Annotated in this window: 9 protein-coding genes and 1 pseudogene; 3 read left to right on the top strand and 7 right to left on the bottom strand. The window is 71.3% G+C overall.

Annotated elements, in window-relative coordinates:
• Window positions 1–290 precede the first annotated feature (290 nt).
• The 3 genes from OHT57_RS07355 (at window position 291) to OHT57_RS07345 (ending at window position 2,321) form a co-directional block, all read left to right on the top strand.
• On the top strand, window positions 291–767 hold the full coding sequence (locus OHT57_RS07355) for a Crp/Fnr family transcriptional regulator (RefSeq protein ID WP_328745237.1): 477 nt from the start codon (window positions 291–293) through the stop codon (window positions 765–767).
• Window positions 768–809: 42 nt separating this feature from the next.
• The gene (locus tag OHT57_RS07350) at window positions 810–1,484 is read left to right on the top strand and encodes a CBS domain-containing protein (protein ID WP_328745236.1); all 675 of its coding nucleotides are present in this window, start codon (window positions 810–812) and stop codon (window positions 1,482–1,484) included.
• Window positions 1,485–1,619: 135 nt separating this feature from the next.
• Entirely contained in the window at window positions 1,620–2,321 is a 702-nt protein-coding gene (locus OHT57_RS07345; RefSeq protein WP_328745235.1) for a response regulator transcription factor, read from the top strand.
• Window positions 2,322–2,393: 72 nt separating this feature from the next.
• Here OHT57_RS07345 and OHT57_RS07340 read toward each other — a convergent pair whose 3' ends face one another.
• From OHT57_RS07340 to adhP, 7 genes and pseudogenes are all read right to left on the bottom strand, one after another.
• Entirely contained in the window at window positions 2,394–4,139 is a 1,746-nt protein-coding gene (locus OHT57_RS07340; RefSeq protein ID WP_328745234.1) for a sensor histidine kinase, read from the bottom strand.
• 484 nt (window positions 4,140–4,623) lie between these two features.
• Complete coding sequence (locus OHT57_RS07335) at window positions 4,624–5,133, bottom strand: flavodoxin domain-containing protein (RefSeq protein WP_328745233.1); 510 nt, start codon at window positions 5,131–5,133, stop codon at window positions 4,624–4,626.
• Window positions 5,134–5,278: 145 nt separating this feature from the next.
• On the bottom strand, window positions 5,279–7,987 hold the full coding sequence (locus tag OHT57_RS07330) for a bifunctional acetate--CoA ligase family protein/GNAT family N-acetyltransferase (protein ID WP_328745232.1): 2,709 nt from the start codon (window positions 7,985–7,987) through the stop codon (window positions 5,279–5,281).
• A gap of 216 nt (window positions 7,988–8,203) precedes the next feature.
• A pseudogene (gap, locus tag OHT57_RS07325) lies at window positions 8,204–9,243 on the bottom strand (type I glyceraldehyde-3-phosphate dehydrogenase).
• A 31-nt stretch (window positions 9,244–9,274) separates the two neighbouring features.
• Entirely contained in the window at window positions 9,275–11,659 is a 2,385-nt protein-coding gene (locus tag OHT57_RS07320; RefSeq protein ID WP_328745231.1) for a phosphoketolase family protein, read from the bottom strand.
• Window positions 11,660–11,813: 154 nt separating this feature from the next.
• Window positions 11,814–12,686 (bottom strand): universal stress protein, encoded by an 873-nt coding sequence (locus OHT57_RS07315; RefSeq protein WP_328745230.1) that lies wholly within the window; start codon window positions 12,684–12,686, stop codon window positions 11,814–11,816.
• A gap of 5 nt (window positions 12,687–12,691) precedes the next feature.
• Window positions 12,692–13,714, bottom strand: coding sequence for an alcohol dehydrogenase AdhP (gene adhP / locus OHT57_RS07310; protein WP_328745229.1), 1,023 nt, complete (start codon window positions 13,712–13,714; stop codon window positions 12,692–12,694).
• Between the last annotated feature and the right edge of the window lie 15 nt (window positions 13,715–13,729).

Here is a 13,729-nt window from a genome sequence, read left to right as displayed (position 1 = left end):
CTCCAGTGTTGCTGCCCGTGGGTTTCTCTTCCTCCATCGAGCCTGGTACCGGGACGAGCAGCGGCGCAGAGGCCGGGCAGGCCCTTGTGAGGGGCCCTTCGGCCCTGATGCTGTCCCGCCGTGCACGGCCCGGCGGCCTCCCGCACCTCGCGGCACGGGCAACGGGCCATGCAGATCGCCCTGACCGATGCCATGCGGCCCGGTCTGGGGGCCGGGTGGCCCATGGCGGAGGAGGGGAGACGGGGAGAGATTGGAGTCGGCAGGGTCGCGCTCCAGGAAGAGGCAGGACCATGAACGCTTCCCCTACATCCACCTTTGCATCCACCATGCTGCGGGCGTTGCCCGCCGATCACCGCGAGCGGCTGATGAGCCTCGCCCGCGAGGTGTCGTTCCCGCAGGGCACCCACCTCTTCGAGGAGGGCGGGCGGGCCGACCGGTTCTGGATCATCCGTACCGGCACGATCGCCCTCGACATGCACGTGCCCGGTCGCCGGGCAGCCGTCATCGAGACACTCGGGCACAACGAACTCGTGGGCTGGTCCTGGTTGTTCGGACCGCACGCCTGGTGCCTGGGCGCCGAGACGACGAGCCCGGTACGCGCGTACGAGTTCGATGCCGAGGCGGTAGTGGCCATGTGCCGGGCCGATCCCGTACTGGGAATGGCGGTGACCCAGTGGGTGGGAGACGTCGTCGCCCGCCGACTGCGGTCGGCGAGGACCCGCCTGCTGGACGTGTACGCGCCCTACGGCAGCGGCAGCTCTCTCTGACCCGTCCACGATGGAATCGTCGGAACCGACCAAGGAGTCACCGTGCACGGCACCCCGCACATCGTGAGCGACGTGATGACCCACCCTGTCGCCTCCATCGGCCGCAGGGCCGACTTCAAGGAGATCGTGCAGCTGATGGAGCAGTGGGACGTCAGTGCCCTTCCCGTTCTGGAGGGCCCAGGAGAGGGGAAGGGCCGGGTGGTCGGCGTCGTCTCCGAGGCCGACCTGCTGTACAAGGAGGAGTTCCGCGACGCCGACCCCGACCGTGACACACAGCTGCGGCGTTTCTCCGATCTCGCCAAGGCCGGCGCCGTGACCGCCGAGGAGCTGATGACGTCGCCGGCCCTGACCGTCCACGCGACCGCGACGCTCGCGCAGGCCGCCCGCACCATGGCGCACGCCAAGGTCAAACGGCTCCCCGTCGTCGACGACTCAGGCAGGCTGGAAGGCGTTGTCAGCCGCGGTGATCTGCTGAAGGTGTTCCTGCGGGACGACGAGGAGGTCGCCGAGGAGGTCCGCAGGGAAGTCGTGCCGTACCTGTTCCCCGCGTCGTACTCGTCTGTGCGCGTGCAGGTGAAGCAGGGGATCGTCACACTTGCCGGGCGTGTCAGGGACACCTCCCTGGTGCCCGTGGCCGCACGCCTGGTGCGGGCCGTCGAAGGTGTGGTGGACGTGGAGTGCGAGCTCGCGGGCCCGACGCGCCGCCCGGAGCAATGACCGCCGGCCGAACCGGGGGCCATCGCCCGGTTGGGCCGGTCGGCCCTGGTGCATCCGCTTCACAAGGGTGACCATCGCCATCACAGTCGGCATGTGGTCCGTAGTCCCTGGGCCACCAGCGAACGAGGGGTCGTCATGGCCGAGGCACGTACCTTCACGCAGCAGAACCCGATCCGGGTCTTCCTGCTGGACGACCACGAGGTCGTACGACGCGGCCTCACCGACCTGCTGGACTCCGAGCCGGACATCTCGGTGGTCGGCGATGCGGACAGCGTCGAGCACGCGCTGGTGCGCGGGCCGGCGCTGCGCCCGGACGTGGCCGTCCTCGACGTACGCCTGCCGGACGGTGACGGGATCAGTGTCTGCCGTGAGCTGCGCAGCCGCATGCCGGAGCTGGCCTGTCTGATGCTGACGTCCTTCGACGAGGAGGAGGCCCTGCTCGACGCGATCATGGCCGGGGCGGCGGGCTATGTGCTCAAACAGATCAGGGGGTCCGACCTGGTCGCGGCGGTCCGCACGGTTGCTTCCGGGCAGTCGATGCTGGATCCGGCGACGACCGCCCGCCTGATGCGCTCCCTGCGGGCGGACCCCACCGAGGGACCGGCACCCGCACCCGAGCTCGCCGGCCTGTCACCCCGCGAGAGGGACATCCTCGCGCTGATCGGGGACGGGCTCACCAACCGTGAGATCGGCAAGAAGCTCTACCTGTCCGAGAAGACGGTGAAGAACCACATCTCCCGGCTGCTCGCCAAGCTCGGCGTCCAGCGCCGCGTCCAGGCGGCGGTCCTGGCCAGCCATCTCGAACAGCCCGCCGCCACCGACCGCCCGACGCGATGAGTCCGCCCTGCCCCGCCTCGCCGCCCTGCCCCGCCTCGCCGTCCGGGCCGGTGGAGCGGAGGCCTTCCGCGGTCAGCTTTCGTCCGCGGCACCGTCCGCACGCACGGGGACCCGCCACACCAGTCGTGTTCCGCCGCCCTCCGGCCGTTCGCCGAGTGCGAGAACTCCGCCGAGGGTGACGGCCCGCTCCTTGATGTTCTTCAGCCCGCTGCGTTCGACTCCGTCCGGCACCCCGCAGCCGTCGTCCGTCACCGTGAGCGTCAACTCGCCCCTGGCACACTGAAGTCGGACGTCCACCGCCTGTGCTCCGGAGTGCCGGGCCGCGTTGCTGAGGGCCTCGCCGAGCACCGCGACCGCATGGTCGGCGATGTCGCCGGGGACGTCGGTCTCGACGAGCCCCTCGATGCGCAGTGCGGGCGGGAATCCGAGAGACGTGACCGACGCTCTCACCGCCTCGGCCACCCGGCCGCGCAAGCCGTCGCTCTCCCGCCTGCCCCCGCTGTGGGTGCGCAGTCCGAAGATCGTGGAACGAATGATCTTGATGGTGTCGTCGAGGTCGTCGACGGTCCGTGTCAGCCGCTCCATGCCTTCGGGGTGCTCCATGAAGCGCTGGGTGCTCTGCAGGGTCATGCCGGCCGCGAAGAGCCGCTGGATGGCGAGGTCATGGAGGTCGCGGGCGATGCGGTCACGGTCCTTGAGCAGCGTGAGCTGTTCCGCGTCCCGCCGCCGTTCGGCCAGCTCCAGGGCGAGCGCCGCCTGGTCGGCGAACCCGAGCAGCGGCCCGGTGTCCACGTCGCCGAACGGCGTACCCGCCGGTACGCGCCCCAGCAACAACACGCCCCGCGCCTTGCCGCCGGCACCGAGCGGCACCGCGACCACGGGTCCGAGCCCGGCCCACTGGGCTTCGTCCTCGCCGGTGCGCGCGTCGCGCTCGATGTCGGCGCTGACCACCGGTTCGGCCGCGCCGAGTGCCGCTCCGACGAAACCGTCGCGCGCGGACAGCACCAGACCGCTGCGTTCCTCTCGTCCCAGGCCGACCGCCAGGGCCGGCCGTAGTGTCTCCTCGCCCGGTACGTGTTCCGCGATCAGTCCCATGTCGGCGGAGACGATCTTGCGGGCCTCGTCGACGATCAGTTCCAGGACGTCCGGGCTCGGCGCACCGGTCAGGAGCATGCTGGTGACCTTGCCGCTGGCCCGCTGCCAGCGTTCGCGCAGCCTGGTCTCCTCGTACAGCCGTGCGTTCTCGATGGCCACCCCGGCGGCGACCGCCAGCGTCGACAGGACGGACTCGTCCTCCACGTCGAATTCCCTGGCGCTGCGTTTCTCGGTGAGGTAGAGGTTCCCGAAGACCTCGTCGCGCACCCGGATCGGTACGCCGAGGAAGGAGTGCATCGGCGGATGGTTGGCCGGGAAGCCGTACGACGCCGGGTGCTCCGACAGCTCCGGCAGCCGCAGTGGTACCGGGTGCCGGATCAGCTCTCCGAGGAGTCCGTGCCCGCTGGGCAGCGACCCGATCTCCGAGTGCCCCTCCTCGCCGATGCCGACGGTCAGGAACTCGGACAGCTTCTGGTCACCGCCGATCACACCCAGCGCCCCGTACTCGGCGTCCACCAGCACCACCGCGGCCTCGACGATGCTGCGCAGCACCTGTGGCAGGTCGAGCTCCCGCCCGACGGAGAGAACGGCCTCCAGCAGGCTGTGCAGACGGTCCCGCGTACCCCGTACGGCGTCGATGCGCACCTGTAGCTCGTCCAGCAGCTCGTCGAGCCGCAGCTTGGGCACCTGCTCCTCGGTACCGCCGTGCCGATCCTCGCTCATGACTTCCTCCGACCGACACAGCGGACAGGGCGGCTCGGACCGGTTCCCCTGTCTTCACCGTACTGCCCGGGGGCCTCGATATGACCGTCGGACGAGCTGAGGCCAGGTCGGCATCCCGGCGGCGCGGACCGCTCCCTCAAGCACTACGGCTCCAGAGCGGCCCCGTCGCTGCCCACCCCCACTCCCACGCGCCCGCCCGACGGCGTTGGGCCACGGTTCGCACCCCGATCCACGAGCCCACACGCAGACCGCGACCGCCGTGGCCGCCCCCTGCCGGACGACCGTGGCGCTGCCCTCGGCTGCACCGGCGACCACCCTGACCGCGCTGATCCGTGCCCGCGCACGGTCACAGGGTGTCCCGACCCAGCCTCTCGACGAAGCGGCTGCGGGTGACCCGGCGGAGCCGACGAACACAGGCGCAGGGACGCACTCACACGCACTCACCGACAGGACGGCGGACGGGGCGGGAAGAGGCCGGCATGGTTCAGCTCCCTTGTGACACGCCCGCGAGTTCGCTGCCGATCCGAGTGGCCCACGCCTCGATCGCCGTGAAGTCGCGGAAGTCTCCGCCCTTGCCGGAGGAGACGATCTGCCGGGCGACGAATCCCTTCGCTCCCTCATCGAGGCGGCCGCCGAAGGTGACGTGTTCCCTGGCGTCGAGCCGGACGACGGCCCGCTTCACTCCGGGGACGGGCGGGATGTCCCGCTCCGAGGCCGAGGGGTCGAGCGGGCCGCTGCTGAACATCCACAGCGGGCGTCCGGCCAGTGCGCGGCTGTGGCGGCGGACGAAGCGGCGGGCGTGCTTCTGCCAGCGTCCGGCGTACACGCCGCCTCCGACCACCACGGCCTCGTACGAGGCCACGCTCGCCACGGACTGGGCGGGCAGTACATCGACCGTCAGTCCCGCCTTGCGCAGGACCTCGGCCACGGCCTCGGCGATCTGCGCGGTCGATCCGTTCGTCGTTCCGTAGGCGACCAACACACTGCTGGGCATGGCGGTCCGCCTCCTCTCACAGGTTGTGCGGTTCAGAGTCTTCCTGCCGGACCATCAGGTCGGTTTCGGAGATCACCGTGATGACCAGGACGACCTCGGTGGTCATCACGGTGCCGACCTTGTTGTGCCTCATGTCCGTTCCTCCTCAGCGCAGTCGGCGTAGATAAGGGTCCTGAGCCCTGCGCGGCAGCAGGCGGACTCGCCCGTCGAGCACGGTGACCGAACCGGGCGTCGCGAGGACGGGGTTGAAGTCGGCCTCGGCGAGCTGCGGCAGGTCGCCCGCCATGCGGGACAGGCGCAGCAGCAGTTGCTCCAGACCCTGGAGGTCGACGGGTCCGCTGCCGTGTGCCCCGAACAGGAGCGGTGCGCAGCGCGGTGCGGTGATCAGGTCGTGTACGTCGTGGTCGGTCAGCGGGGCGAGGCGGGCGGCCTGGTCGGCCAGGACCTCGGTCGCGGTGCCGCCGAGCCCGAACAGCACGAGCGGGCCGAAGACCTCGTCCTGTACGACTCCCGCGAACAGTTCGGTGCCGCGTGCCGCCAGTGGCTGGACGATCACCCCGGTCAGCAGTCCGGCGAACCGTGTCTCGAAGTCCCTGAAGGCGGCGCGCACTTGGGCTTCACCTTCGAGGTCGAGGTGCACGGCATGCTGTTCGCTCTTGTGCAACTGGCCGGGCCAGTGGGCCTTCATGACGACTCTTCCGTCGGGGCCCCGCAGCCGTTCGGCCGCGACGACGGCGTCGTCCTCCGTCTGCGCCCAGGACCACGGGAGCTGGGGAATGCCGTAGCAGCCGAGGAGTTCGGCGCAGGTACGCGGATCGAGCCAGCCGCCGTCCGGGTGGGCGGCGAGGTACGTCTCGGCGACCGCGCGGGCCCGGGCCGTGTCGACCCCCGCGAGCTCCGGGATCGTGCCCGCCGCCCGGCTCAACCAGGCCGCGCGGTGAGCGGCGTGGGCCAGCGCACGTGCTGCCGCACCGGGTTCGGCGTACGAGGGAATCGCGCCGCCCTCCGTGGCCGGCAGCAGCCTGACGGGCAGGTCCTGCTCCAGGCGTACGACGGCGACCGGAAGGGCGCGGTGTGCGGGGCCGCTGGTGAGGGCCCGCACGAGGTCGTTGCCGGTCGCGGCCGCGACGGCCGTGGGGACGAGGGCAAGCAGGACGGCGTCGATCCCCGGGTGCCGCATGATCCGGTCCACGCAGTCCCCGAGCTGCTCCTCCGTGACGGCGGCGGTGACGTCGACGGGGTTGCCCGCGGTCGCACCGTCGGGCAGTACGGCAGACAGGCTTTCGACCACCGAGGGTGTGAGCGGCGGAAGCGACAGTCCCGCTTCCGCGCAGGCGTCCGCGGCCAGGACACCCGCGCCGCCCGCATTGGTGACGATCGCGACGCGGGTCCCGGCCGGCAGCGGCTGGGAGTGCAACAGCGCCGCGGTTTCGAGGAGTTCACCCACAGAGCGGGTGGCGGTGATCCCGGCCTGGGTGAACAGCGCCTGCCGGGTCATGGTCGGGGTCGCGGCGGCCGCGGTGTGCGAGGCGGCGGCGCGACGGCCGGCGGCGGTGCGGCCCGCGTCGACCGTCAGCACGGGCATGCGGCGGGTCACACGCCGTGCGGTACGGGAGAACGCACGCGGGTTGCCGAAGGACTCCAGGTGCAACAGGGCGAGGTCGGTGCGGCCGTCGCTCTCCCACCACTGGAGCATGTCGTTGCCGCTGACGTCGTACTTGTCGCCGAGCGAAGCGAAGGACGAGACACCGATGCCGAGCCGGGACAGCCCGTCGAGCAGGGCGATGCCGACGCCGCCGGACTGCACGGCGACGCCCGCCGTGCCGGGGCGCGGATGGTCCGCCGCGAAGGTGGCGTCGAGGGAGAGTGCCGGGTCGGTGTTGGTGATGCCGAGGGAGTTGGGGCCGACGAGCCGCATGCCGTATGTGCGGCAGGCGGCCATGAGCGCTTCCGCCTGCCGGCTGTCGAGGCCGGCCGAGACGACGAGCAGTGCTCGTACTCCGGCCTTGCCGCACTCCTCCGCGGTGGCGGGGAGGGCTGCCGCGGGCACCGCGAGGACCGCGAGATCCGGGACCCTGGGCAGCGCGCTGACCGAGGGGTGGGACGGCACGCCGAGGATCGAGGTGGCACAGGGGTTCACCGCGAAGAGCCGTCGGGTGAAGCCGCCCTCGTGCAGATGGTGCAGGAGGGCCCGCCCCACCGATCCCGGCCTGCGCCCGGCGCCTACCACGGCGATCGCGGTCGGCCGCAGCAGCGGCTCCAGGCTGGCCACGTCGGCGGCCCGGCCGCGGGCCTCGACGGCAGAGAGATAGCCCTGGTCGTCCTCGGCGTCGTTCTCGTTCAGTGCGATGACGCAGCGCACCTCCGGACCCTCGAAACGGCGTGCGGTGCGCAGGCCCAGGTCGGCGAAGAGCCGAAGGACTTCGTGGTTCTCCGAGAGCGCGTCCGCCGTGAACGTGGTGATGCCGTCCGCACGGGCGGCGGAGACCAGATGCTCGATCAGGAGTGTGCCGACGCCCCGGTGGTGCAGTCCGTCGGCCACCGCGACGGAGATCTCGGCCGTGGCCGCTTCGCCGCCGACCTCGTACTCGGCCAGGCCGATCACCTGCCCCTGCGACTCGGCCATCAGCGCCCGGTAGCCGGGGCGCGGCGGCGCACACGCCCGGTCGGTGGCCATCGCTGCGGAACGCCGGCTCGCCGCGAAGAACCGCAGCCGCAGACTCTCCGCGGACATCTCCTCGTAGAGCCCCTGCAACTGCTCGTGATCGCCCGGCCGCACAGGACGTATGCACACGGTGGTGCCGTCCGAGAGCAGGGCATGGACCGTGGGTCGGCTGAGCGTGTCATACGTCATCGCGGGTCTCCTCCAAAGCCTTCTGGCACTTCGAGCATCCAGCGGATCGGGCGGTGACCGCATGGGCTGTCCGGGGGTGCTTTGGGGGCCGATCGGCCCTGGAGCCCGGCCCCGCACGGCAACGGCCCAGGCCGGCACCCGGCAGACGTCACGGGGTGCGGGCCGGGCGCGGGCGCGGGCGGGGTGACGGTGACGCCGGTGTACGGGTCGGCGTCCTCAGTCGTCGGCCACCAGCGCCGTGAGGTCCAGGAGCCGGTTTGCGTAGCCCCACTCGTTGTCGTACCAGCCGAAGACCTTGACCAGATGGCCGTGCGCCTGCGTCAGCGCCGGGTCGAAGACGCAGGAAGCGGGGTCGCCGATGACGTCGCGGGAGACGATGGGCGCCTTCGACACGCGGAGGATGCCGTTCAACGGGCCCTGAGCGGCCTCGGCGAAGGCCGTGTTGACCTCGTCCACCGTCGTCTCGCGCCGCAGCACCACCGCGAGGTCCGTGCGCGAGCCGTCCTCGAGGGGCACGCGGACCGCGATGCCGTCCAGCGCACCCGCCAGTTCCGGCAGCACCAGGCCGACTGCGCGGGCGGCTCCCGTGCTGGTCGGGATGATGCCGAGCGCCGCGGAGCGGGCCCGGCGCGGGTCCCTGTGCGGGCAGTCCAGGAGGGACTGGTCGTTGGTGCAGCCGTGGAGGGTGGTCATCATGCCGCGGTCGATGCCGAAGGTCTCGTGGAGGACCTTGACCATGGGAGCGGCGCAGTTGGTGGTGCAGGAGGCCGCCGACACGATCCGGTCACTGTGACGGTCGTACGTGCCGTCGTTGACGCCCATCACGATGGTGGCGTCCGCGTCCTTGCCGGGCGCGGAGAGCAGCACCGTGTGGGCGCCGCTCTTCAGGTGCAGTGCGGCCGAGTCGCGATCACGGAAGTGCCCGGTGGACTCGATGACGATGTCGGCGCCGCAGTCGCCCCACTGGAGGGCGGCCGGGTCGCGTTCGGCGGTGACGGCGATGCGATGGCCGTCGACGGTGATCGAACTGTCGTCGTGGGTGACCTCGCGTCCGATCCGGCCGAACGTCGAGTCGTACTCCAGCTGGGGGTCCCCCCGGACGGAGTCTGGGGGAGGGCCAGGGTGGCGGGCGGAGCGATGTCGTTGACGGCGACCACCACGACGTACTGGGTGCCCGCCTCCGCCCGGTCGAGGGCCGCGCGGAGGTAGGTGTGGCCGACGCGGCCGAAGCCGTTGATGCCGACCCGTACGGTCATGGCGTTGAACTCCTTCGCGCGGTAGGGGTGTTCAGGCCGTCCAGGTCCAGTCGGTGACCTCGGGCAGGTCGGTGCCGTGCTCGCGGATCCAGGCGTGGTGGCGGGTGCGGGCGTCGGCCATCTCCTGCCGTACGGCGGCGGCGCGGACCGCGAGTCCCGGGACGCGGTCGATGACGTCCGTGACGAGCCGGTAGCGGTCCATGTCGTTGCGGACGACCATGTCGAACGGTGTGGTCGTGGTGCCCATCTCCTTGTAGCCGCGGACGTGGAGGTTGGCGTGGCCGGTGCGGCGGTAGGCGAGGCGGTGGATCAGCCAGGGGTAGCCGTGGTAGGCGAAGATCACCGGCTTGTCGGTGGTGAACAGGCCGTCGTACTCGAAGTCGCCCATTCCGTGCGGGTGTTCCTCGCGCGGCAGCAGCCGGGCCAGGTCGACGACGTTGACTACCCGGACGGCGAGTTCCGGCAGATGGCGGCGGAGCAGACCGGAGGCGGCCAGGATCTCCAGGGTGGGTACGTCGCCCGCGCAGGCGAGGACGACATCCGGTTCCCGCGTGCTGTTCTCGCTGCCGGCCCAGTCCCAGATCCCGGCACCGCGGGCGCAGTGGGCGCGGGCCTCGTCCATGGACAGCCAGTCGAAACAGGGCTGCTTGCCCGCCACGATCACGTTGACGTAGTCGCGGCTGCGCAGGACGTGATCCGCCACGGACAGCAGGGTGTTGGCGTCCGGCGGCAGATAGACCCGGACGACCCCGGGGCTCTTGCTGAGGACATGGTCGATGAACCCGGGGTCCTGGTGCGAGAAGCCGTTGTGGTCCTGACGCCAGACATGCGACGTCAGAAGGTAGTTGAGGGAGGCAATGGGTGCCCGCCACGCCAACTCCCTCGACGTCTTCAGCCACTTGATGTGCTGGTTGACCATCGAGTCGACGATGTGGACGAACGCCTCGTAGCAGGAGAACAGTCCGTGCCGGCCGGTGAGGAGATAGCCCTCCAGCCAGCCCTGGCAGAGGTGTTCGGAGAGGATCTCCATGACCCGGCCGTGCCGGTCCAGGTGCTCGTCCACCTGGAGGGTCTGGGCCTGCCAGGCTTTGCCGCTGGCGTTGAGGACGGCGCCGAGCCGGTTGGACGCGGTCTCGTCCGGGCCCACCAGGCGGAAGTCGCGCCGTGCCGATGTGTCCCGCATGACCTGTTCGAGGAGGTCGCCGAGGACCCGGGTGGGCTCGTGCAGGGTGGCGCCCGGCTTGTCGACGGGGACGGCGAAGCGGTCGAGGGACGGCATCGGCAGGTCACGTACGAGCAGACCGCCGTTGGCGTGCGGGGTGGCACCCAGCCGGCGGGTCCCCTCGGGGACACAGGCGAGGACGTCGGCGGTGGGCCGCCCCTCGGTGTCGAAGAGCTCCTCGGGACGGTACGAGCGCAGCCAGGTCTCCAACTGCCGCAGGTGCTCCGGGTTCTCGCGTACGCCGGACAGCGGGACCTGGTGGGCGCGCCAGGTGCCCTCGACCGGGACTCCGTCGACCTCGGCGGGGCCCGTCCAGCCCTTCGGCGTGCGCAGCACGATCATGGGCCAGTGCGCGCGCTCGGTCACGCCGTCCTCGCGGGCCGTGCGCTGCATCAGGGCGATGCGGTCCAGCGCCTGGTCGAAGGCGTCGGCCATGGCACGGTGGACCTGGTGCGGGTCGTCGCTGGTGACGTGGATCGGCTCGTGGCCGTAGCCGCGCAGCAGCTCGTCGAGTTCGGACTCCGGGAGCCTGGACAGCACGGTCGGGTTGGCGATCTTGTAGCCGTTGAGGTGCAGGATCGGCAGGACGGCGCCGTCGTGTACCGGGTCGAGGAACTTGTTGGAGTGCCAGGACGCGGCGAGCGGCCCGGTCTCCGCCTCACCGTCGCCGATCACACAGGCGACCAGCAGGTCCGGGTTGTCGAAGGCGGCACCGTAGGCGTGCGCGAGTGAGTAGCCGAGCTCGCCGCCCTCGTGGATCGAGCCGGGTGTCTCCGGCGCGACATGGCTGGGTACTCCGCCGGGGAACGAGAACTGCCGGAAGAGCCGGTCCATACCCGCCGCGTCCCGCGAGACGTCCGGGTAGGTCTCGCTGTAGCTGCCCTCCAGCCAGGAGTTCGCGAGCATCGCCGGGCCGCCGTGACCCGGCCCCCACACGCACAGCGCGTCGAGACCGCGAGTCCTGATCACGCGGTTGAGGTGCGTGTACACGAGGTTGAGGCCGGGGGAGGTGCCCCAGTGGCCGAGCAGCCGCGGCTTGATGTGGGCGGCGGTGAGGGGTGCGGTGAGCAGTGGGTTGGCCAGCAGGTAGATCTGGCCGACGGCAAGGTAGTTGGCGGCCCGCCAGTGGGCGTCCAGGGTGCGTAGTTCCTCGTCGGTCAGCACGGTGCTGTTCCGGTTTTCGACCTTGGGCATGGTGACTCCGTAACTCATCGAGGCGAGTCGGGCTTCCGGAAGGGGCGGGAACCGAGGGCGCCCGCTCGTCGTGGTGTTCGAGGGGCGCCACGTTCGAACGCGTCCCGGCGCACGTGAACCCGCGGGTCGCGCACACGGTGGCGCTCTGAGCCGGTCATGCCCGTTGGGGTACGACGGCCACCGGGCAGGCGCAGTGGTGCAGGACCGTGTGGGCGACCCGGCCGAGCTGGAGCCCGAAGTGGCCGTGGCGCCGCTGGGCGCCGACAACGAGCAGGCCGGCGTCGGCCGAGGCGTCGAGCAGCACCGTGCGTGCGGGGCCTTCGGCGGTACGCCGGTGCAGTTCCACACCCTCCGGGGCATCCCGCAGCGCCGCGTCCAGGGTCTGAACGGCCCGCTCCTCGTGCAGCCGGGCGGGTTCGCCGGCCATCAGAGGATGGTCGGTGGTCTCGTACCCGGGGCACCGCCAGGCGCGTACGGCCTCCAGGGGCACCCGGCGCTGCGCCGCCTCCTGGAAGGCGAAGCGTACGGCCGCCGAGTTCTCCGGCTCCTCGCCGACCCCCAACACGACGCGCCCGCGCGTCGCGGACGTCGCCCGGTTGTCGTGGCTGCCGCGCAGCACGATCACCGGGCAGTCGGCGCGGGCGGCCACCGCGAGGCTGACCGAGCCGAGCAGCAGCTCGGCGATGCCGCCGCGGCCGCGCGAGCCCAGGACCAGTGCGGAAGCGATTTGGCCCTCGCGCAGCAGAGCGGGCACCGGCTCTTCGGGCAGTACCTCGGTGGAGATCTTCACGTCCGCCTCGCGGCGGTGCGCACGCTTCGCGGCGGCCTCGACGATGGTGTCGGCCAGCACCTGCTCCGAGGACCTGCCAAGACCCGTGGCGAGGGCGGCACCCTCGTAGCGTTCCCACAGCGAGGCGTACACCAGCCTCAATGGCACCCCGCGCAGGGCGGCCTCGTCGGCCGCCCAGTCCACGGCGCGCAGACTCGGCTCGGAACCGTCGACGCCCACGACCAGGGGGAGCTCCATCGCCGTCACCTTCCCGCAGCCATGTCGAAGACGATCCGCGCCTTGATGTCGCCGCGCAGCACCTCGTCGATGGACTCGTTGACGCCGGCGAGCGGCCGTGTCTCGTAGATGACCCTGGTGCGGCCTGCCGAGTGGAGCTGGAAGACCTCGGCCAGGTCCTGCCGGGTGCCCACGATGGAGCCGATCACCGAGGTGCCGTTCAGCACGGTGTCGAAGATCGGGACCTGGATCGTGCCGTGCGCCGGCAGGGCCACCATCACGAGCTTCCCGCCGCGCCGCAGCCCGGCGTACGCCGCCGAGAACGCCGCCTCGTTCACCGCGAGCGCGACGGCGGCATGCGCACCGCCGTACCGTCGCAGCACCTCTGCCGGGTCCTGCTTGCGGGCGTCGATGACGAGGTCGGCGCCGAGTTCCGCGGCGAGTTCGAGCTTCTCGTCGGTGACGTCGATCGCGGCGACGGTCGCCCCGGCGATCTTCGCGTACTGCACCGCCAGGTGGCCCAGTCCTCCGACACCGGAGATGGCCACCAGCTGGGTCGGCTTGACGTCGGCGACCTTGAGCGCCTTGTACGTGGTGACGCCGGCGCAGGTCAGCGGCGCGGCCTCCAGGGCGCTGATGCCGTCGGGCACCGGCTGGGCGAAGTCGGCCCAGGCCAGCATCTTCTCCGCGTACCCGCCGTCGCACCCGTATCCGGTGTTGATCTGCTGCTCGCACAGCGTCTCCCGGCCGGACAGGCAGTACTCGCAACGCCCGCACGTCCTGCCCAGCCAGGGCACGGCGACGCGCTGCCCCGGTGCGAGGTGCGTGACGCCGTCGCCGAGGGCCTCGACGAGGCCGACGCCCTCGTGGCCGGGGACGAACGGCGGGTTCGGCCTGACCGGCCAGTCTCCGCGGGCGGCGTGGATGTCGGTGTGGCACAGCCCGCAGGCCTCGACCCGGATACGGACCTGTCCGGCGCCGGGCTCGGGATCGGGGCGCTCCTCGATGACCAGGGGCTCGCCGAAGGCTCGTACGACTGCTGCCTTCATGGATTCTCTCCTCCT

Origin of the sequence: Streptomyces sp. NBC_00285 (genome assembly GCF_036174265.1) — a bacterium.
Taxonomy (GTDB): Bacteria; Actinomycetota; Actinomycetes; order Streptomycetales; family Streptomycetaceae; genus Streptomyces.
This window is presented reverse-complemented; position numbering and strand designations above follow the sequence as displayed.

What these genes read in the sequence shown, in the direction of transcription:
- OHT57_RS07320 (WP_328745231.1), bottom strand. Translation starts at nt 11,659, where the DNA reads ATGCCCAAGGTCGAAAACCGGAACAGCACCGTGCTGACCGACGAGGAA.
- OHT57_RS07355 (WP_328745237.1), top strand. Translation starts at nt 291, where the DNA reads ATGAACGCTTCCCCTACATCCACCTTTGCATCCACCATGCTGCGGGCG.
- OHT57_RS07330 (WP_328745232.1), bottom strand. Translation starts at nt 7,987, where the DNA reads ATGACGTATGACACGCTCAGCCGACCCACGGTCCATGCCCTGCTCTCG.
- OHT57_RS07345 (WP_328745235.1), top strand. Translation starts at nt 1,620, where the DNA reads ATGGCCGAGGCACGTACCTTCACGCAGCAGAACCCGATCCGGGTCTTC.
- OHT57_RS07315 (WP_328745230.1), bottom strand. Translation starts at nt 12,686, where the DNA reads ATGGAGCTCCCCCTGGTCGTGGGCGTCGACGGTTCCGAGCCGAGTCTG.
- OHT57_RS07340 (WP_328745234.1), bottom strand. Translation starts at nt 4,139, where the DNA reads ATGAGCGAGGATCGGCACGGCGGTACCGAGGAGCAGGTGCCCAAGCTG.
- OHT57_RS07335 (WP_328745233.1), bottom strand. Translation starts at nt 5,133, where the DNA reads ATGCCCAGCAGTGTGTTGGTCGCCTACGGAACGACGAACGGATCGACC.
- adhP (WP_328745229.1), bottom strand. Translation starts at nt 13,714, where the DNA reads ATGAAGGCAGCAGTCGTACGAGCCTTCGGCGAGCCCCTGGTCATCGAG.